The sequence below is a fragment of the Pseudomonas sp. LB3P25 genome (genome assembly GCF_054897985.1).
The window spans coordinates 5,328,360-5,347,807 of record NZ_CM142711.1 but is presented as its reverse complement, the minus strand read 5'-3'; the positions used below and the strand labels follow the sequence as shown (position 1 = coordinate 5,347,807).

The following is a 19,448-nucleotide window of genomic DNA, read 5'->3' as shown; positions in this document are numbered from 1 at the left end:
ACATCTTTGTTGCCCGATCAACCGCTTTCGCGAGCAGGTCGAATCGTCGCACCGTCGCTCCCACAGGTTATGTGTGTGCGGCTATTGAGCTGCAGAAACGCGCCACACCTTATTGCCCACGTCATCCGCCACCAACAAATCACCCTGTAGATCAATCACCACACCTACCGGACGGCCCATGGCTTTTTCCTCGTCATTGAGGAAGCCGGTGAGCACATCCACCGGCTGCCCGATCGGTTTCCCTGCGCTGAACGGTACGAAAATCACTTTGTAGCCACTGTGCGGCTTACGATTCCACGAGCCATGCTGGCCGATGAATGCGCCTTCCTTGAACTGCGCCGGTAGCTTGTTGCCTTCAGCAAACGTCAGGCCCAGTGATGCGGTATGCGGGCCGACCGCATAGTCTGGCGCAATGGCCTTGGCCACCAGGTCGGGGTTTTGCGGCTCGACGCGGATGTCTATGTGCTGACCGTAATAACTGAAGGGCCAGCCATAAAACGCGCCGTCCTTGACCGAAGTGATGTAGTCCGGCACCAGATCGCTGCCGATTTCATCCCGCTCGTTGACGGCCGTCCACAAGGCACCGCTCCGAGGTTCCCAGGCCATGCCGTTGGGGTTGCGCAGGCCCGAGGCGAAGATCCGATGGTTGCCGGTGGCGCGATCCACTTCCCAGATCGCCGCTCGACCTTCTTCCTTGTCCATGCCGTTTTCCGCAACGTTGCTGTTGGAGCCTACCGTGACGTATAGCTTGCTGCCGTCCTTGCTGGCGATGACGTTTTTGGTCCAGTGGTGATTCAGCGTACCGCCCGGCAGGTCGATCACCTTCATCGGCTGCGACTTGATCGCCGTCTCGCCGTTTTCATAGTGGAAGCGCAGCAAGCGGTCCGTGTCGGCGACGTACAGGTCATTGCCGACCAGGGTCATGCCGAAGGGTGAGTTGAGGTTTTCCAGGAACACTGTGCGGGTTTCGGCGATCCCGTCGTGGTCCTTGTCCCGCAGCAGCGTGATGCGGTTCGGGCTCGGTACTTTGGCCCCGGCACGGCCCATGACTTTGCCCATGACCCAGCCACGAATGCCTTTGCCGTCATCGGGTTTGGGCGGTGCGTTGGTTTCGGCGACCAGCACGTCGCCGTTAGGCAGCACGTAGAGCCAGCGCGGGTGATCGAGGCCTTCGGCAAAAGCCGCCACCTGAGTCCCCGTCGCGGCGATCGGTTTCGCGCCGTTCGGCCAGCCGATCGCCGGGGCGATGTTCATCGTCGGGATCAGGGTCTTGTTCGGTTCTGGCAGCTTGGGTGACGGGCCGGTGCCGTCGGAGACTTGCAGCCTGGAGGTTTCACCACAGGCGGCAAGCCCTCCGGCGAGCACGATGACGAGAACGAGCTGGGGCTTGCGCATGCTGATCTTCCCTATGAATGCATTGACCTAATCAATAGAGAAGCGCCGGTGCGCGATGGTTCAACCGGTCAGCCGCGGGCTTCCTTGAACAGCACGGCGATGCCGGGGTGATAGTTGCCGGCTTCATTGCGCAACTTGCGATAGGCATAGGGGAAGTACCAGGCTACCGCGCAGGTGTGTTCCTTTTGCAGGTCGTCGACCATGTCCTGGAGTTCTTCCGGGGTGGCGCTTTGTTGAGCTTTTTGCGGCGCGACGAACAGGCAGCCGAGTTTCAGGTCGCTGGCGTAGCTGATGCGCTTGGCGTCGTTGGTGATGTCCTGCAATGCTTGAGTCAGGTTCAGGCTGTTGACGCGTGGCCAGCGCTGGGTTGCTTGAAGGTAAGCGCGTTCTTCGCTGGTCGCGATAAACAGATCGGCGCGGCCATTGCGTTCGCCTTCTTCGGTCTGTTTACGGGTTGGCGTTTGTTGCAGCGTAACCATTTCCGCCATCCAGGCCGCGGCGGAAAGCAGGCTCAGGTTGGCTTTTTCGTCGAACCAGTAAGGCGTGTCGTTGTCGCCGCGCACGGCGTTGTAGCGGTCGATACAGTCAAACCAGCGTTCCAGCACCGGTCGCAGGAATTCCAGCTTCGGATTGCTGATGATCATGCCTTGCATGTGGCTCACCCTTGTTATTGTGTTGTGAGGTTGTGGCTCTTTGATATCACTGCTGAGAGTGTGGCACAAGATTGGCGTCAGATAATTGATCGACGGCAGTTATTCGCTCGCAGGCTGCCCGTCTTCAATTGACGCTCCATCCCCAACCCTCTAACCTTCGCGGCTTGTTTCAGGTGCTCTGTGACCTTGGTCGACAGAGTGAAACAGGGAAGCCGGTGAGCGATCTCTTCAATTCATGAAGGCTCACGATCCCGGCGCTGCCCCCGCAACGGTAAATGAGTGAAGACTGCGCCTTGAGCCACTGTGTTGATATCAACATGGGAAGGCGCGCAGCCAGGCCAACGCCGCTCATGAGCCCGGAGACCGGCCTGATCCATCCAGCGGCATCACGGTGGGCGATGCCAGGCTTCTTGCCGTCTATTCTTGTGCCTGCCCGCCGTTATCCAGCCTCAACGGAGAGCTCCCCCATGACTGATACCCCCGATCGTGACGAACGTCATCTGGCGCGCATGCTGCGCAAAAAAGCCGTGATCGACGAACGCATCGCCAATTCCCCGAATGAATGTGGCCTGCTGCTGGTGCTGACCGGCAACGGCAAAGGCAAAAGCAGCTCGGCCTTCGGCATGCTCGCCCGGTCCATGGGCCACGGCATGCAGTGTGGCGTGGTGCAGTTCATTAAAGGGCGCAGCAGCACCGGCGAAGAACTGTTCTTTCGGCGCTTTCCGGAACAGGTGCGTTTTCATGTGATGGGCGAGGGCTTCACCTGGGAAACCCAGGATCGCCAGCGTGACATCGCCGCCGCCGAAGCCGCATGGGCGGTGTCCCGCGAATTGCTGCGTGATCCGTCGATCGGCCTGGTGGTGCTGGATGAATTGAACATCGCCCTCAAGCACGGTTATCTGGATCTCGATCAAGTGCTCAGCGACTTGCAGGCCCGTCCGCCGATGCAGCACGTGGTGGTGACCGGTCGCGGCGCCAAGCCGGAAATGATCGAACTGGCCGACACCGTCACCGAAATGGGCGTGATCAAGCACGCGTTCCAGGCCGGGATCAAAGCGCAAAAAGGCGTCGAATTGTGAGTCAACCACGTCATTGCCCGGCGGTATTGATTGCCGCGCCGGCCTCCGGTCAGGGCAAGACCACCGTCACCGCCGCACTGGCCCGTTTGCATCGCAATCAGGGGCGCAAGGTGCGCGTGTTCAAATGCGGCCCGGACTTTCTCGACCCGATGATTCTCGAGCGCGCCAGCGGTGCGCCGGTGTATCAACTGGACATGTGGATGGTCGGCGAGCAGGAAAGTCGTCGACTGTTGTGGGAAGCGGCCGGCGAAGCCGATCTGATCCTCATCGAAGGCGTCATGGGCTTGTTCGACGGTACGCCGTCCAGCGCTGATCTGGCGCGACACTTCGGTGTGCCGGTGCTGGGGGTGATCGACGGCACTGCCATGGCCCAGACCTTTGGCGCACTGGCGTTGGGGCTGGCGCGTTATCAGCCGGACTTGCCGTTTGCTGGCGTGTTGGCCAATCGTGTTGGCACGTTGCGGCACGCGCAATTGCTCGAAGGCAGCCTGACTGAAGGCTTGCGCTGGTACGGCGCGTTGTCCCGGGAAACCGGGATCGAATTGCCGAGTCGACACCTCGGTCTGGTTCAGGCCAGTGAGCTGAACGATCTCGATCTGCGCCTCGATGCGGCAGCCGATGCGCTGGCCAGCAGTTGCGAAGTCGCGCTGCCACCGGCGGTGGAATTCGCCGCTCCTGATGTGATCGCTGTCGAGCCTCTGTTGGCCGGCGTTCGTATCGCTGTAGCCCGTGACGAAGCGTTTGCCTTCACCTACGGCGCAAGCCTGGATTTGCTGCGGGCCATGGGCGCTGAGTTGCTGTTTTTCTCGCCGATCCGTGACACGCAATTGCCGGAGGCAGATAGCCTCTACCTGCCAGGCGGTTATCCCGAATTGCACCATGTGGCGCTGTCAGAGAACACCACAATGCTGACTGCAATCCGCGCTCACCATGCGGCGGGCAAACCGTTGTTGGCGGAGTGCGGCGGCATGCTGTATTTGCTCGATTCGTTGACCGATGTCGAGGGGGCTCGCGCTGAACTGGTCGGCTTGCTGGCGGGGGATGCGGTGATGCAAAAGCGTCTGGCTGCGTTGGCGTTGCAGGCGGTCGAACTGCCGGAAGGGTCGTTGCGTGGGCACACCTATCACCATTCGCTGACCAGCACCGAGCTTGAGCCCATCGCTCGTGGTCTGAGCCCGAACGGCGGGCGAGGGGCAGAGGCGGTTTATCGTGAAGGGCGGATGACCGCCTCTTATGTGCACTTTTATTTTCCATCCAATCCGACTGCTGTAGCCGCATTGTTTGCGCCTGACCTTGAGGCCGCCATCGCGAGCAGGCTCGCTCCCACATTGGAATACCTAAACCCTGTGGGAGCGAGCCTGCTCGCGAAGAGGCCATGACGGACAACGCATTCAGTCAGGCCGAGCGTGATGCTGTTTATCGAGCCATCGGCGAACGCCGTGACATGCGTCATTTCAGTGGCGGCACGGTCGAGCCCGAGTTACTGCGGCGCCTGCTCGAAGCCGCGCATCAGGCGCCGAGTGTCGGCCTGATGCAGCCCTGGCGCTTCATCCGCATCAGTGATCGAGCCCTGCGCGGCAAGATCCAGTTGTTGGTGGAAGAGGAACGCATCCGCACCGCTGAAGCCCTCGGCGAGCGCACCGATGAATTCATGAAGCTGAAAGTCGAAGGCATCAACGACTGCGCCGAGGTGCTGGTCGCTGCGTTGATGGATGATCGCGAGCGCCACATTTTCGGCCGCCGCACCTTGCCCGAAATGGACATGGCCTCGCTGTCCTGCGCGATCCAGAACCTCTGGCTGGCCTCCCGCGCTGAAGGATTGGGCATGGGCTGGGTCTCGCTGTTCGAGCCGCAAGCGCTGGCGGACCTGCTGGGTTTGCCCGCCGGAGCCAAGCCGTTGGCCGTACTTTGTCTCGGCCCGGTCAAGGAATTTTATCCGGCGCCGATGCTGGTACTCGAAGGCTGGGCGCAGGCGCGTCCGCTCAGTGAGCTGCTGTATGAAAATTATTGGGGAGTGAGTCAATGAGTGTGGCGTTGTTGAGTGTCGCCGCGGTTGCGCTGGATGCGCTGCTGGGTGAACCCAAACGCTGGCATCCGCTGGTGGCGTTCGGCCGTTTTGCCGACCGCATCGAGCAACGTTTCAATGGTGAAGGTCGCGGCTGGCGCAGCCATGGCGTCACTGCTTGGGTGATTGCAGTGTTGCCGCTGACCTTGTTGGCCACGGCGTTTTCCTGGGCGCCCTATGTCGGGTGGATCGTCGAAATTCTCGTGCTCTATTGCGCCCTCGGCATGCGCAGCCTCGGTGAACACGTCGAACCGGTGGCCAAGGCGCTGCGCAGTGATGACCTGGAAGAGGCGCGCAAACGTGTCAGTTATCTGGTCAGCCGCCAGACCAGCGAGCTGGATAAAACCGAAGTCGCCCGCGCCGCCACAGAATCGGTGCTGGAGAACGGCAGCGACGCGGTATTCGCTGCGCTGTTCTGGTTTGCTGTGGCCGGCGCGCCTGGTGTGGTGCTCTACCGTTTGAGCAACACGCTGGATGCGATGTGGGGTTATCGCAACGAACGCTTCGAACGTTTCGGCTGGGCGGCGGCGAAGATCGACGACGTCCTCAACTATATTCCCGCACGCCTGGTGGCGTTGACCTACGCGCTGCTGGGCAAAACCCGTCTCGCGCTGAAATGCTGGCGCCGCCAAGGCCCGACCTGGGACAGCCCGAATGCCGGCCCGGTGATGGCGGCCGGTGCCGGTGCGCTCGGCGTCGAGTTGGGTGGGGCGGCGATTTATCACGGTGAACTGCATCAGCGTCCGCCACTGGGCGAAGGTATGCCGGCGGACGCCGACTCCATCGACCGCGGCTGGCAATTGGTCCAGCGCGGGGTATGGTTATGGTTGCTGATCCTCTGCGTGGGGGCTGAATTTTATGCTTGAACACGGTGGTCGGTTACGCAAGGCGGCGCTCGAATACGGCATCGCCGAAGCTGATTGGCTCGACCTGTCCAGCGGCCTTGCGCCCTGGCCGTTTCCGGTCCCGCAGATCCCGTTGCGGGCCTGGGCGCGTTTGCCGGAAACCGATGACGGTCTGGAGCAGGCGGCCTGTGATTATTACGGCGCCGCTCAGGTGCTGCCGGTGGCCGGCTCGCAAATGGCGATCCAGTTGCTGCCGCGTTTGCGCCGGGCGGGCAAGGTCGGCGTGCTCTCGCCGTGTTACGCCGAACACGCCGAAGCGTGGCGACGCAATGGCTACATCGTGCGTGAAGTGCTGGAGCAAGAAGTCGACTTCTATCTCGACAGCCTCGACGTGCTGGTGGTGGTCAACCCGAACAATCCTACGGGCCTGAGCCTGACACCCAATCGTCTGCTCGACTGGCACTCGCGGCTGGCCCAGCGCGGTGGCTGGCTGGTGGTGGACGAGGCGTTCATGGACAACACACCGCAGCAGAGCCTGGCACCTTTTGCCAATCAGGTCGGGTTGATTGTGCTGCGTTCCTTCGGCAAGTTTTTCGGCCTGGCCGGTGTGCGCCTGGGTTTCGTGCTGGCCGAGCGCAAGTTGCTCAAGTTGCTGGCCGAGCAAGTGGGGCCGTGGGCGGTCAGCGGGCCGACGCGGATGCTGGGGCAGGCCTGTCTGCTGGATACCGAAGGGCATGCCCGGCAACGGGTTCGCGCTGAAGAGGCCAGCGAGCGTCTGGCGCTGCTGCTTGAACACCACGGTTTCAAACCACAGGGCGGTTGCGCCTTGTTTCAATGGCTGATCACCGACAGCGCCGAAGCACTGCATGAGTTCATGGCCAGACGCGGCATTCTGCTGCGGTTGTTCATGGACAACAGCAGCCTGCGTTTCGGTTTGCCCGCCGATGAAGCCGACTGGACGCGTCTCGCGCAAGCGTTCGAAGCCTACGCTAGGGAAACCCAATGACTACGTTGATGGTGCAGGGCGCCACTTTGATGGTGCAGGGCACTACGTCCGACGCTGGTAAAAGCACGCTGGTAACGGCGTTGTGCCGCTGGGTCACGCGTCAGGGTGTGAGCGTCGTGCCGTTCAAGCCGCAGAACATGGCGCTCAACAGTGCCGTGACCGCCGACGGTGGCGAGATCGGTCGTGCGCAAGCGGTGCAGGCTCAGGCCGCCAACCTTGAGCCGCACACCGACATGAACCCGGTGCTGCTCAAACCCAACAGCGACACCGGCGCTCAAGTGATCATCCATGGTCGCGCGGTCACCACAATGAACGCGGTCGCGTATCACGACTACAAAGCCATCGCCATGCAAGCAGTGCTGGCCTCACATGAACGGTTGAGCGCGGCGTATCCGGTGGTCATGGTCGAAGGCGCGGGTTCGCCGGCCGAGATCAATCTGCGTGCCGGCGACATCGCCAACATGGGTTTTGCCGAAGCGGTGGATTGCCCGGTGGTGTTGATTGCCGACATCAATCGCGGCGGGGTTTTCGCGCATCTGGTGGGCACGCTGGCACTGCTGTCGCCCAGCGAGCAGGCGCGGGTCAAAGGCTTCATCATCAACCGGTTTCGCGGCGATATCGCTTTGCTGCAACCGGGTCTCGACTGGTTGGAAGCGCGCACCGGCAAACCGGTGATCGGCGTTCTGCCTTATGTGATGGACCTGCACCTGGAAGCCGAGGACGGCATCGACCAGCGTCAGACCGACAAGGCCGACCATGTGCTGAAAGTGATAGTGCCGGTACTGCCGCGCATCAGCAACCACACCGATTTCGATCCGCTGCGCTTGCATCCGCAGGTGGATCTGCAATTCGTCGGCCCCGGTCAGGCAATTCCGCCGGCCGACCTGATAATTCTCCCCGGTTCAAAAAGCGTGCGCAGCGACCTCGTGTATCTACGGGCCAATGGCTGGGACACCGCGATCAGTCGTCATCTGCGTTATGGCGGCAAAGTGCTGGGCATTTGCGGTGGTTTGCAAATGCTCGGCGAGCAGGTACACGACCCGCTGGGCCTCGAAGGTGCACCGGGCTCCAGCGCCGGTCTGGGCTTGTTGGCGTTCGAAACCCAGCTCGAAGAAGAGAAGCAACTGCGCAATGTGCGCGGGCGTCTGGCACTGGAAGACGCGGCGGTCAGCGGCTATGAAATTCATGCTGGCGTGACTACCGGGCCGGCGCTGGAAAACGCCGCGGTGCAGCTGGACGACGGTCGCTGCGACGGTGCGCAAAGCGTGGACGGGCAGATTTTCGGCACCTATCTGCATGGGCTGTTTGAATCGCCCGCGGCGTGCAGTGCGCTGTTGCGCTGGGCAGGTTTGCAGGCTGTGCAAGAAGTGGATTATCACGCGTTGCGTGAGCGCGATATCGAGCGGCTGGCGGATCTGGTGGAGAAGCATCTGGATACCCGGCTGTTGCGTGAACTCTGCGGGTTTTAGGGTGAATTTGATGTCCTCTTCGCGAGCAGGTCGAATCGTCGCACCGTCGCTCCCACATTGGGAATGCGATCACCTGTGGGAGCGAGCCTGCTCGCGAAGACGGAAGTCGTCTCACCGCACATTTAAGGAATGAACCATGCTGCAACTGATCCTCGGCGGCGCCCGTTCCGGCAAAAGTCGCCTGGCCGAAAAACTCGCCTCCGACAGCGATCTGGCGGTGACCTACATCGCCACCAGCCAACCCCTCGACGGTGAAATGAACGAGCGGGTGGCCCATCACCGCGCCCGTCGTCCAGCCGAATGGGCGTTGATCGAAGAGCCGGTGGAACTCGCCCGCGTCCTGCGCGAAACCGCCAGTACCGAACGCTGTCTGCTGGTGGATTGCCTGACGTTGTGGATGACCAACCTGCTGATGCTCGACGATGCCGAGCGTCTGTCGGCCGAACGTGATGCGTTGCTGGACTGCCTGGCGTCGTTGCCGGGTGAAATCATTTTTGTCAGCAACGAGACCGGAATGGGTGTCGTACCGCTGGGCGAATTGACTCGCCGCTATGTCGATGAAGCCGGTTGGCTGCATCAAGCTTTGGCCGAGCGTTGTCAGCGGGTCGTCCTGACCGTCGCCGGCCTGCCCCTGACTTTGAAAGGAACTGCGTTATGACTCAATCCTGGTGGCTGAACCCGTGCAAACCGATCGATGCTCAAGCGGTCGAGCAGGCTGAGGCCCGTCAACAGCAGCTGACCAAGCCGGCCGGCTCCCTCGGTCGGCTTGAGTCGGTGGCCGTGCAATTGGCCGGGCTGCAGGGGCAGGTCAAGCCGAGACTGGATCATCTGTGGATCGCGATTTTTGCCGGTGACCATGGCGTGGTCGCTGAAGGGGTGTCGGCATTTCCCCAGGAAGTCACCGGGCAGATGCTGCACAACTTCGTCAGCGGTGGGGCGGCGATCAGCGTGTTGGCGCGGCAACTCGGGGCATCCCTGGAAGTGGTCGACCTTGGCACGGTGACGCCGTCGTTGAATTTGCCGGGTGTGCGTCACTTGAACATCGGCCCGGGCACGGCGAATTTCGTCGAAGGTTCGGCCATGACCTCGGCTCAGGGCGAACTCGCTTTGCAGGCCGGCAGCGATAGCGTGCAGCGCGCCATCGCGGCGGGTGCGCAGTTGTTTATCGGTGGCGAGATGGGCATCGGCAACACCACTGCGGCCAGCGCGCTGGCCTGTGCCTTGCTCGATTGCCCGGTGGTGCATCTGGCGGGGCCGGGCACGGGTTTGAATGCGGCGGGTGTCAGCCATAAAGCTCAGGTTATCGAGCGCGCCTTGGCGTTGCACAGCGCTCAACGTGGCGATGCGCTGCAAACCCTGTTCAACCTCGGCGGTTTTGAAATCGCGGCACTGGTCGGCGCGTATCTGGCGTGTGCCCAGGAAGGCGTCGCGGTGCTGGTGGACGGTTTCATTTGCAGCGTCGCGGCATTGGTCGCGGTGCGCTTGAACCCTGAATGCCGTCAGTGGCTGTTGTTCGGTCATCGCGGCGCCGAGCCGGGTCATCGTCATGTACTGGAAACCCTGAACGCCGAACCGTTGCTGGACCTCGGCCTGCGTCTGGGCGAGGGCAGTGGCGCCGCGTTGGCCGTGCCGTTGCTGCGTCTGGCGTGTGACCTTCACGGGCAAATGGCGACTTTCGCCGAGGCCGCCGTGGCGGACCGTCCGGCATGACCTTGCACCTGGACCTGTTGCGCCACGGCGAAACCGAACTCGGCGGCGGTTTGCGCGGCAGCCTCGACGATGCGCTGACTGAAAAGGGCTGGGCGCAGATGCGCGCAGCGGTGGTCGAGCAGGGGCCTTGGGATCGTTTGATCAGCTCGCCGTTGCAGCGATGTGCGCGGTTCGCCGAAGAACTCGGCGAGCAACTGGGTTTGCCGGTGCAATTGGATAAAGACCTGCAGGAGCTGCACTTCGGCGCCTGGGAAGGGCAGAGCGCCGCGGCGTTGATGGACACCGATGCCGAGGCATTGGGATTGTTCTGGGCCGATCCTTATTCGTTTACGCCGCCTCAGGGTGAGCCGGTCGTGGATTTTTCGACGCGAGTGTTGGCGGCCGTTGAGCGCTTGCATGCCGCCTACGCCGGCGAGCGGGTGTTGCTGATCAGTCACGGCGGGGTCATGCGCTTGTTGCTGGCTCAGGCGCGGGGATTGCCTCGTGAGCAGTTGCTCAACGTCGAAGTCGGGCATGGCGCGTTGTTTTCGCTGTCGGTCGAATCTGGCGTGTTGTTAAAGGAAGCAATCTGACCATGTTGCCGTTCTGGATCGCCCTGCAATTTTTGAGCAGCCTGCCGATTCGTCTGCCGGGCATGCCGGCGCCACAGGAGTTGGGGCGGTCGCTGCTGTTTTATCCGCTGGTCGGCCTGCTGTTTGGCGGGATTTTGTGGGCGTTCAACTGGCTGTTACTCGGCACTCCGTTGTTGCTTCACGCAGCGCTGCTGCTGACGGTTTGGGTATTGCTCAGCGGCGCCTTGCACCTGGACGGCCTGGCCGACAGCGCCGATGCGTGGCTCGGTGGGTTCGGCGATCGAGAGCGCACGTTGACGATCATGAAGGACCCGCGCAGCGGGCCGATTGCGGTCGTAACGCTGGTGCTGGTGTTGCTGCTCAAATTCGCCGCGTTACTGGCATTGATCGAGCAGCAACACGCCGTTGTCCTGATCATTGTTCCGTTGATCGGGCGCAGCGCGCTGCTGGGCTTGTTCCTGACCACGCCTTATGTGCGTGCCGGCGGTTTGGGGCAAGCACTGGCCGATCATCTGCCACGTTTGGCGGGCAAGCAGGTGTTGGCGGTGAGTGCGTTGGCGTGTGTTTTGATTGCCGGCCTTAGCGGCGTGTTGGCAGTTGTGCTGGCGGCGCTGGTGTTTGTCTGGCTGCGGCAAGTGATGCTGCGCCGATTGGGCGGCACCACGGGCGATACGGCGGGGGCGTTGCTGGAAATCCTTGAGATGGCGCTGCTGGTGGGCGTTGCCCTGGTCCCGTAGGAGCAAAGCTTGCTCGCGATGGCCGCGCTGCGGTTCTTTCAGGGAAACCGCGTTAACGTTCATCGCGGGCAAGCCTTGCTCCTACAGGTAATATGATCCAAAAATTTGCTTTCATTTAACCGCGGGTATATACACGCACCATGCTCGACTCCCAATGTTTATGCATCAACCTGCGTCGCGCCGCCCGTGGCGTCAGCAGGCATTACGACGGCGCTCTCGACGGCTTCGGGATCAACGTTGCCCAGTATTCTCTGCTGTGTAATCTGCAGCGTCTGGATAAACCGAGTATTTCCACGTTGGCCGAGGCCATGGGGCTGGATCGCAGCACCTTGGGGCGCAATCTGCGGGTGCTGGAAGGCGAAGGCCTGCTGATGCTGGTCGAGGGCGAAGACATGCGTAACCGCATCGTCATGCTCACCGAGGCTGGTGTTGAACGCCTCAAAGCGGCCTTGCCGGCCTGGGAAGCGGCGCAACAGCGGTTGATCGACCGTTTGGGTGCCGAGAAACGCGAAACCTTGCTGCGACTGCTGGACGAACTGGCGTGATGCCGGTTTTTCCGATCTTAAGCGGGTATATACCCGCTACTGGAGAATAAGAATGACATCGATGTGGCGTACTTGCGGTTGGGTTTTGGTGGGGAGTGCGCTGATTCTCGCGTTGTCTTTGGGGGTAAGACACGGCTTCGGGCTGTTTCTCGCGCCGATGAGTGCCGAGTTCGGCTGGGGGCGTGAAACGTTTGCCTTCGCCATTGCCTTGCAGAACCTGATCTGGGGCCTGGCGCAACCCTTCACCGGCGCGCTGGCCGACCGCTTTGGCGCCGCGAAAGTGGTGCTGGTCGGCGGTGTCCTGTATGCGTTGGGCCTGGTGTTCATGGGCCTGTCGGATTCCGCCGTGACCTTGTCCCTGAGTGCCGGCCTGTTGATCGGCATCGGTCTGTCCGGCACCTCCTTCTCGGTGATCCTCGGCGTGGTCGGTCGCGCGGTGCCGCCAGAGAAACGCAGCATGGGCATGGGCATCGCCAGCGCTGCTGGCTCTTTCGGCCAGTTCGCCATGTTGCCCGGCACGCTGGGGTTGATCGGCTGGCTCGGCTGGTCCGCGGCATTGCTGGTGTTGGGCCTGTTGGTGGCGCTGATTGTGCCGCTGGTGAGCATGCTCAAGGACAAACCGCTGCCGGTGTTCGGCCATGAGCAAACACTGTCCGAAGCACTGCACGAGGCCTGTTCCCATTCGGGGTTCTGGCTGCTGGCGTTCGGCTTTTTTGTCTGCGGCTTCCAGGTGGTATTCATCGGCGTGCATTTGCCGGCTTATCTGGTGGATCAGCATCTTCCGGCGAGCGTCGGTACGACGGTGCTGGCGTTGATCGGGCTGTTCAATATTTTCGGTACCTACACGGCGGGCTGGCTCGGCGGGCGGATGTCCAAGCCGCGTTTGCTCACTGGCCTGTATCTGCTGCGGGCAGTGGTGATCGGGTTGTTCCTGTGGGCGCCCGTCACGACGACCACCGCTTACTTGTTTGGCATGGCGATGGGCTTCCTGTGGCTGTCGACCGTGCCCTTGACCAACGGCACCGTCGCGACCTTGTTCGGCGTGCGAAATCTGTCCATGCTCGGTGGGATTGTTTTCCTGTTTCACCAGCTCGGATCGTTCCTCGGCGGCTGGTTGGGCGGGGTGGTGTACGACCGAACCGGGAGCTATGACTTGATCTGGCAAGTAGCGATTCTCTTGAGCCTGTTGGCCGCAGCCCTGAACTGGCCGGTGCGTGAGCGGCCGGTGGCGCGTCTGCAAACACAGATGAGTGCGATATGAACAGTCTCTGGCCGCGGATCGCTGTTGTCGCTGTCTGCGCCTTGCTGCTGGCCCTGTCGTGGTGGGGCTGGCATCAGGGCGGGCTGGCGTTGATGCAACTGGGCATGGGTGCTTGCTAGCAGGATGTGAGGGCGAGTAACTTCGTTTTTGACGATTTCTCGAGGATGCACCGACATGCTGATGCGCTGGCTTGCAGTTCCCGCGTTACTGGTAGCGTTTAGTGGATTGGCTCAAGCGGCCGAATGCCCGGACCTTTTGCAAGGCTCGTTGCCCAAGCTGCGCGCCAAGGAATCCATCGACCTGTGCCAGCGCTTCGCCGGCAAACCGCTGGTGGTGGTCAACACCGCGAGCTTCTGTGGTTTCGCCCCGCAGTTCAAAAGCCTTGAGACGCTCAATCAGCGTTACAAGGATCAGGGGCTGGAGGTGATCGGTGTTCCGTCCAATGACTTCAAGCAAGAGTCCAAGGATGACGAAGAGACTGCCAAGGTCTGCTACGTGAACTACGGCGTGACGTTCACCATGACGGAACCGCAGAAAGTCCGCGGTAATGACGCGACCCACTTGTTCAAGATCATCGCCAAGCAGAGCACCGCGCCGAAGTGGAACTTCTACAAGTACGTGGTCGATCGCAAGGGCAAAGTGATCGCCAGTTTTTCCAGCCTGACCAAGCCTGATGACCCCGAGTTCATCGAAGCGGTGGAGAAAGCCCTGGCCTCGCAACCCTGATCGACGCCCGTTAAAAAGCCCCGCCTCTGTACAAGAGCGCGGGGCTTTTTCAATTCAGGTGGCGAGTGGTTCAGGCTCGCGGTGAATCATCAGAAGCGGTAGGTCGCGCCAACACCGAAACCGTTCGCACTGTTTTCGTACTTGGCGTTGTAGGACTGACCCAAAGCGTTAGCGCGGTTGACAGTGACAGATTCTTCCTTGAGGTAAGAGTAAGCCACATCAATGGTCCAGTCGTCGGTTGGGTTGAAGCCCGCACCGACACTGAAGATGGTCCGGTCGCCGGTAGGAATGCGTGGCGAACGATCAGTGTTGTTGGTGGGCGACTGGTCAAAGGAGAGACCGGTACGCAGTACCCACTGCTTGTTCAGCTGGTAGGAAGTACCCACGGCGTAGGCCCAGGTGTCATGCCAGTTCTGGTCTTCCTTGATGGTACCAACGATTTGTGGGGCGAGGGCACCACCGCTAAGTGCGGTTACGCCTTCGTTGTTGACCGTGATGTCTTTCAGGCGGCTCCAGCGAGTCCAGGTAGCACCGGCATAGAGCTTCCAGGCATCATTCATATCTTGAGTCACGGAAAGGTCATAGGACTCAGGTGTTTCGATCTTCAGCGAGGCATCGTAACGGTTGGATTTGAGCAGCTGAGGTGGCACGCCAGCGCCGGTAGTCACAGCGGTGTGGCCGTCGAGCTTGTAGTTCACTTTCGAGTGATAGGTCAGGCCCACGCGAGTGGTGTCGGTGGCTTGCACCAGGACGCCGGCGTTAAAGCCCAAGGCCGTATCGTCGCCCTTGATCTCCACATTGTTGTCACCAGTCCGGGGGATAGGGAGAGCAATGTCCGATTCCAGGGTGCCGGAAATCCGGTTGATGGTAGGGCCGAAACCGATCGAAACTTTATCGTTGAAAGCGTAGCTGACGGTTGGCTGCAGAGTGACGACTTTGACTTCGCTCTTGCTGCCGAAAGCGCGGCCCTGAAAGCCGTTTTCGTAGTTGGTGATCAGCCCGAACGGAGCGTAGACACCCAAACCAATAGCCCATTCATCGTTGAGTTTATTGGTATAGAAACCCATCGGTACTGTAGTGAACGGAACCATATCGCCTTTGTTGGTTCCGCTTGAACGGCCGCTGGTATCGCTGATATCGGTCGAGGCGTCGATCGATGCGATACCGCCAGTGATTTGCTGGCCTTTGAGGCGGGCCATACCGGCAGGGTTGCCAAAAACTGTACTTGCATCATCGGCAGATGAAGATCGCCCGGCAAAACCTGTCCCCATCCCGCTGATGCTTTGTTCGTTGAGGGCAAAGCCACTTGCGAAGATCTGGGTGGATGCCAAGGTAACGGCGAGGCTAAGGGTGGTTTTGAGCATTACTTTTTTCATTATTAGAACTCCTGGTGATCACCGGGGCGAAAATTACCAACATTTTCGTCCCAGCGCCATAGGCTGTATCGCTTGATTTAGAGCGGTTTTGTAGGACAATCCGACCAGATTCGCAGCATTTGCGCGATCTTGTGGAAACAGCAGATCAGCAGGCGACCTGATTCAGCGGTGATACACAGGTTTGCCAGGCGTAGGTGAAGTCTCTCAGGCGACCTTGAGGCTGGAAGGTCTGGCGCCAGATGCGGGCCATTCCCAGCAGGTCGTCTGCTTCGGGGAGCGGGGTGTTCTGTTCTTCTACCAGCAGCCAGGCGATGGCTGTGGCGTAACGCAGGTTAACGGTCAATTCGAGGTGCGGACCACTCAGGAAAGCATGTTGGCTGGCCAGGCCGCGAACCAGGCTTGCGCGTTCCGGGTCGAGTGCCAGGTAGTGGTCCCACAGTGCCTGATGGCGGGGTTCGGCGATTCGGTACAGGCCGTGTCCACGGCGGTCATGCAGGGCAGTACCAAGGGCTGACTGGCTGGCGGCGACGCCCAGCAGCAGGGATTCGGCAGTTGCGCTATGGCGCCCGAGGTAGATCAATGTCGGGCGGATCACATAACGGCACAGTTCGCTGGCAGCGATACCCATAAAGCCCTCGAAACGTGAAATGGTCGGCGATACCTGAAAGGCATTGGCAGCAGTGAATCGAATCAGGCTCGCCGGAAGCGGAACAAGGCCGCTTGAGTTGAAGTGTAGTGTCATATTCGCGCCGTAAAGGCCTGTTTTTAAAATATTTCCGGCTGCGAGTTATAACCGTTATATCGGTTAGTGCTTAGGCGGCGGCAGTGAAAAGACTAATTTCGGGCAATAAAAAGCCCCGCTTTTTAAGCGAGGCTTTTGAGGTTTTCAGTCTTTCTGGCGTATCAGGCAACCAGTGCCTGACGGGTACGCTCGATCACGGCCTGCAGCGGCTCGGCGCTGGAGTATTGATCGGGGTACAGACGTTCGCTGTGACGAGCGATGCCGTGTTCGTTGACCAGAGTGAAGCTGAAGCAGCCTTTGCGAGCGGCCATGATCAGGCAGTTCATTGGTGCAAAAGCGTTGGTTAGGGTGCGAATGGCATCCTGGGTGTGGATTTGAGTAGACATAGTCATTGGGTGTTCCTACAAGCGACACGGATAAGAACCGTGCAAAGTTAAAACGTTCCAGTGACGACGACCACCATTGGTCGAACGAAGAACCCGACTGGAACAAAGCAGCCAGTTTGAAGCGCTGATAAATTGGCGCGCTTGGGCTGGCAGGTAGGTACTTAGGAGGGCAGGCAACACATCAAGGGCAAAGGTTCTGGGCCCGGGGTGAAGATCCTGATCAATTTGCAGGTTGGTTCGGTCAGAGTAAGTGAGCTTCGCAACACCCTTTGCTTTCGATTCAAAGGCTGTGTTGACGCAAGGTTTACCTGGAAACCATCGAGGTGGTCGATCCCGCTTTATCGGTGGAGGCTTCCTTGAGGAAGGCTGACCGGGGGGATTTGTTCGACCAGAATTGACTTTCAGCTTGGTACTAACGCCGCGGATACTAACGGATTGAATTGCTGAAGGGAAGTGTGTTAGCAAAAAAAAATCTCTGCACACCCTTATTCAACGTCCGTATTGGCACTCGGAAAAAGCCGTGACCCGCAGACTTGCCCTGTAATAGCACAAATTCCGACCATTGGTAGTCAAGGTTCGTCGGGCCAGGACCAGTCTGGATCACGGGTTTGCCAAGGTTTATCCCCAGGGTCAGGCAAAAAATGCGTCGTAAAAGTGCATCGATATAACTGCCTCGAAGGTACTTGTGCACATAAGTCACGCAGGTTGTCACGCCGCTGTCATCTTCCCTTCAAACGCAGTGGGTGCCTGTAACCGAAATTTAAGTCAATGAAAAACATCGCTTTTTTTTACTGGTGAAAAAATCGTCAGTTTGACTGCGAGCCCCATTCCATAGGGCTTTGCGAGAGTTCAAAGGCGGTTGTCCACTGAGTTATCCACAGCTTCTGTGGATTGTCCCGAGCGCTTGCTCTAGGACGGGCGTGCCGGGTTTTTTTAGGCTTTACCTGTAAGAAAAAAAGAGTAGAGTGGCGCGCCTTCCGATCTGCCCCACAGTGCTTTATGAAGTTTCGCTCCGTATCAGTCTCTGCAACCTCCACACCTCCCAGCGTTACCCCGCCCAAGCGCTTTTCGATGCGTGTGGCCGAGTGGCTGCTGGACAGCCCGCGTCTGGGCGAAAACCCCAACGTCAAACACTTCGCCGGACGTTTGCTCAAGCAGCCGGCCCGTGAAGGGGTCGTGGCCGCGCAAAGCCGTCTCGGTCAGCTGATGTGCCGGGAATGCGGGAATGCCCGGGATCGTCGTATCGGTCAGGACCTTCTGCGTTCGGCCGCGCGGGCAGGGGATCGGCGCGCCCAGCAGGAACTGGGTCTGATCGAAGACTGAGCTGTCCAAGACCTGACGCCTTGGTTAACCTTCAAGCTTTATTTCATTGGCAGGAGTGGCTATGGCTATGGACTTGACCAGCGCATTGCTTGGTCTGGCGGGCGCTGCGCTGCCGTTATTGGTACTGGCCTGGCAACTTCAGCGCCGAGCGAGCGCCACGCAGTCAGACGTTGCACTGTTGGAAGAGCGTCTGGCCACCGCCCATTTGGCCCAGGACGGATTGAACGCCCAACTCGAAGCCTGTCGCGATGAAATCGGTGATCTGGGCCAGGCCAACGCCGCCAAACAGGCAGACCTGGCCGCCGTGCGCCGTGAAGTCGAACTGCTGCAGATCGAACGTGACGACGCCCGCGATGCCGCCCACGCCTGGAATCTGGAACGCGCCGGCAAAGAGGCTGAGTTGCGCCGTCTGGACGCCCAGGCCGCCTCGCTCAACGCCGAGCTGCGTGAGCAGCAAGAAAGCCATCAGCAGCGCCTCAACGACTTGCAGGGCTCGCGAGACGAATTGCGAGCGCAGTTCGCGGAGCTGGCTGGCAAAATCTTCGACGAGCGCGAACAGCGCTTTGCCGAAACCAGTCAGCAACGTCTCGGTCAGTTGCTCGATCCGTTGAAAGAACGCATCCAGTCCTTCGAAAAGCGCGTCGAAGAAAGCTATCAGGCTGAAGCCCGCGAACGTTTTTCCCTGGCCAAGGAACTGGAGCGGCTGCAACAGCTGAACCTGCGCCTGAGCGACGAAGCCACCAACCTGACCCGCGCCTTGAAAGGCCAGAAAACCCAAGGCAACTGGGGTGAGCTGATTCTTGAACGGGTGCTTGAACACGCGGGCCTGGAGAAGGGCCGCGAGTACCAGACCCAGGTCAACCTCAAAGGCCCGGACGGTGAGCGTTTCCAGCCGGACGTGATCATTTATCTGCCGGGCGACAAGCAGGTGGTGGTCGACTCCAAGGTCAGCCTCACGGCCTATCAGCAATACGTCGCGGCCGAAGACGATGCCATCGGCCAGATCGCGATCAAGCAGCATGTGCTGTCCCTGCGCACTCACGTCAAAGGGCTGGCCGGCAAGGATTACAAGCGTCTCGACGGTTTGCACAGCCTGGATTTCGTCCTGCTTTTCGTACCGATCGAAGCGGCGTTTTCCGCCGCATTGCAGGCTGAGCCGACGCTGTTTCAGGAGGCCTTCGACCGCAACATCGTGATCGTCAGCCCGACCACGTTGCTGGCTACCCTGCGCGTCATCGACAGCCTGTGGAAGCAGGAGCGCCAAAGCCAGAACGCCCGGGAAATCGCCGAGCGGGCCGGTTGGCTGTACGACAAGTTCGTGTTGTTCATTCAGGATCTGGATGAAGTCGGCAATCGCCTACAACAATTGGACAAAGCCTACAGCTCTGCGCGCAACAAGCTGACAGAAGGCCGGGGCAATCTTGTCAGCCGTAGCGAGCAGCTTAAATTGCTTGGGGCACGAGCGAGCAAGAGCTTGCCGGCAGACTTGCTGGAGCGGGCGATGACGGATGTGGATGGCTTGGCAGAATTACCGGAGTAGGCCGAAAAGCTTCGCGAG

General features: G+C 60.2%; 21 protein-coding genes and 1 riboswitch. Of the genes, 16 read left to right on the top strand and 5 right to left on the bottom strand.

What is annotated here, in order from left to right; genetic code table 11:
- Window positions 1-81: 81 nt before the first annotated feature.
- Both ACYZTW_RS24590 and ACYZTW_RS24585 read right to left on the bottom strand, forming a co-directional pair.
- Complete coding sequence (locus ACYZTW_RS24590; protein WP_462002165.1) at window positions 82-1,395, bottom strand: PQQ-dependent sugar dehydrogenase; 1,314 nt, start codon at window positions 1,393-1,395, stop codon at window positions 82-84.
- 68 nt (window positions 1,396-1,463) lie between these two features.
- Window positions 1,464-2,048: a hypothetical protein gene (locus ACYZTW_RS24585; RefSeq protein WP_462002164.1), complete on the bottom strand. Its 585-nt coding sequence runs from the start codon at window positions 2,046-2,048 to the stop codon at window positions 1,464-1,466.
- Window positions 2,049-2,202: 154 nt separating this feature from the next.
- Window positions 2,203-2,434, top strand: a riboswitch (cobalamin riboswitch).
- An 81-nt stretch (window positions 2,435-2,515) separates the two neighbouring features.
- Here ACYZTW_RS24585 and cobO point away from each other — a divergent pair.
- From cobO to ACYZTW_RS24515, 14 genes are all read left to right on the top strand, one after another.
- Window positions 2,516-3,127 (top strand): cob(I)yrinic acid a,c-diamide adenosyltransferase, encoded by a 612-nt coding sequence (gene cobO, locus ACYZTW_RS24580; protein ID WP_046048017.1) that lies wholly within the window; start codon window positions 2,516-2,518, stop codon window positions 3,125-3,127.
- A complete protein-coding gene (locus tag ACYZTW_RS24575) occupies window positions 3,124-4,506 on the top strand; it encodes a cobyrinate a,c-diamide synthase (protein ID WP_462002163.1) in 1,383 nt (460 codons plus the stop codon). Before cobO ends, ACYZTW_RS24575 begins: the two co-directional genes overlap by 4 nt.
- The gene (gene bluB / locus ACYZTW_RS24570) at window positions 4,503-5,153 is read left to right on the top strand and encodes a 5,6-dimethylbenzimidazole synthase (protein WP_462002162.1); all 651 of its coding nucleotides are present in this window, start codon (window positions 4,503-4,505) and stop codon (window positions 5,151-5,153) included. The genes ACYZTW_RS24575 and bluB overlap by 4 nt, the downstream gene beginning before the upstream one ends.
- Window positions 5,150-6,058, top strand: coding sequence for an adenosylcobinamide-phosphate synthase CbiB (gene cbiB, locus ACYZTW_RS24565; protein WP_462002161.1), 909 nt, complete (start codon window positions 5,150-5,152; stop codon window positions 6,056-6,058). The genes bluB and cbiB overlap by 4 nt, the downstream gene beginning before the upstream one ends.
- On the top strand, window positions 6,051-7,043 hold the full coding sequence (gene cobD / locus ACYZTW_RS24560) for a threonine-phosphate decarboxylase CobD (protein WP_462002160.1): 993 nt from the start codon (window positions 6,051-6,053) through the stop codon (window positions 7,041-7,043). The genes cbiB and cobD overlap by 8 nt, the downstream gene beginning before the upstream one ends.
- An 8-nt stretch (window positions 7,044-7,051) precedes the next feature.
- Complete coding sequence (locus tag ACYZTW_RS24555; protein ID WP_462005835.1) at window positions 7,052-8,512, top strand: cobyric acid synthase; 1,461 nt, start codon at window positions 7,052-7,054, stop codon at window positions 8,510-8,512.
- Between the two features lie 136 nt (window positions 8,513-8,648).
- Window positions 8,649-9,170 (top strand): bifunctional adenosylcobinamide kinase/adenosylcobinamide-phosphate guanylyltransferase, encoded by a 522-nt coding sequence (gene cobU / locus ACYZTW_RS24550; protein WP_462002159.1) that lies wholly within the window; start codon window positions 8,649-8,651, stop codon window positions 9,168-9,170.
- The gene (gene cobT / locus ACYZTW_RS24545) at window positions 9,167-10,222 is read left to right on the top strand and encodes a nicotinate-nucleotide--dimethylbenzimidazole phosphoribosyltransferase (RefSeq protein ID WP_462002158.1); all 1,056 of its coding nucleotides are present in this window, start codon (window positions 9,167-9,169) and stop codon (window positions 10,220-10,222) included. Before cobU ends, cobT begins: the two co-directional genes overlap by 4 nt.
- Window positions 10,219-10,794 (top strand): alpha-ribazole phosphatase family protein, encoded by a 576-nt coding sequence (gene cobC / locus ACYZTW_RS24540; protein WP_462002157.1) that lies wholly within the window; start codon window positions 10,219-10,221, stop codon window positions 10,792-10,794. The genes cobT and cobC overlap by 4 nt, the downstream gene beginning before the upstream one ends.
- Before the next feature lie 2 nt (window positions 10,795-10,796).
- Window positions 10,797-11,531: an adenosylcobinamide-GDP ribazoletransferase gene (locus tag ACYZTW_RS24535; protein WP_462002156.1), complete on the top strand. Its 735-nt coding sequence runs from the start codon at window positions 10,797-10,799 to the stop codon at window positions 11,529-11,531.
- Between the two features lie 140 nt (window positions 11,532-11,671).
- The gene (locus tag ACYZTW_RS24530) at window positions 11,672-12,076 is read left to right on the top strand and encodes a MarR family winged helix-turn-helix transcriptional regulator (RefSeq protein ID WP_033055842.1); all 405 of its coding nucleotides are present in this window, start codon (window positions 11,672-11,674) and stop codon (window positions 12,074-12,076) included.
- Between the two features lie 52 nt (window positions 12,077-12,128).
- Window positions 12,129-13,337: an MFS transporter gene (locus tag ACYZTW_RS24525; protein ID WP_462002155.1), complete on the top strand. Its 1,209-nt coding sequence runs from the start codon at window positions 12,129-12,131 to the stop codon at window positions 13,335-13,337.
- The gene (locus tag ACYZTW_RS24520) at window positions 13,334-13,456 is read left to right on the top strand and encodes a hypothetical protein (RefSeq protein ID WP_008148682.1); all 123 of its coding nucleotides are present in this window, start codon (window positions 13,334-13,336) and stop codon (window positions 13,454-13,456) included. Before ACYZTW_RS24525 ends, ACYZTW_RS24520 begins: the two co-directional genes overlap by 4 nt.
- Before the next feature lie 55 nt (window positions 13,457-13,511).
- The gene (locus tag ACYZTW_RS24515; RefSeq protein ID WP_462002154.1) at window positions 13,512-14,063 is read left to right on the top strand and encodes a glutathione peroxidase; all 552 of its coding nucleotides are present in this window, start codon (window positions 13,512-13,514) and stop codon (window positions 14,061-14,063) included.
- Between the two features lie 89 nt (window positions 14,064-14,152).
- Here the strand turns inward: ACYZTW_RS24515 and ACYZTW_RS24510 are convergent, their stop codons facing one another.
- The 3 genes from ACYZTW_RS24510 to ACYZTW_RS24500 all read right to left on the bottom strand — a co-directional run bounded on the left by ACYZTW_RS24510 (window position 14,153) and on the right by ACYZTW_RS24500 (window position 16,567).
- Window positions 14,153-15,439 (bottom strand): OmpP1/FadL family transporter, encoded by a 1,287-nt coding sequence (locus tag ACYZTW_RS24510; protein WP_462002153.1) that lies wholly within the window; start codon window positions 15,437-15,439, stop codon window positions 14,153-14,155.
- A 145-nt stretch (window positions 15,440-15,584) separates the two neighbouring features.
- Window positions 15,585-16,067, bottom strand: a complete 483-nt coding sequence (locus ACYZTW_RS24505; RefSeq protein WP_462002152.1) for a hypothetical protein — start codon at window positions 16,065-16,067, stop codon at window positions 15,585-15,587.
- 275 nt (window positions 16,068-16,342) lie between these two features.
- Window positions 16,343-16,567, bottom strand: a complete 225-nt coding sequence (locus ACYZTW_RS24500; RefSeq protein ID WP_007898912.1) for a hypothetical protein — start codon at window positions 16,565-16,567, stop codon at window positions 16,343-16,345.
- A 999-nt stretch (window positions 16,568-17,566) separates the two neighbouring features.
- Between ACYZTW_RS24500 and ACYZTW_RS24495 the strand changes: the two genes are divergently transcribed.
- Window positions 17,567-17,890, top strand: coding sequence for an SEL1-like repeat protein (locus tag ACYZTW_RS24495; protein ID WP_080931979.1), 324 nt, complete (start codon window positions 17,567-17,569; stop codon window positions 17,888-17,890).
- A gap of 175 nt (window positions 17,891-18,065) precedes the next feature.
- On the top strand, window positions 18,066-19,430 hold the full coding sequence (locus ACYZTW_RS24490) for a DNA recombination protein RmuC (protein ID WP_165353327.1): 1,365 nt from the start codon (window positions 18,066-18,068) through the stop codon (window positions 19,428-19,430).
- Window positions 19,431-19,448 lie beyond the last annotated feature (18 nt).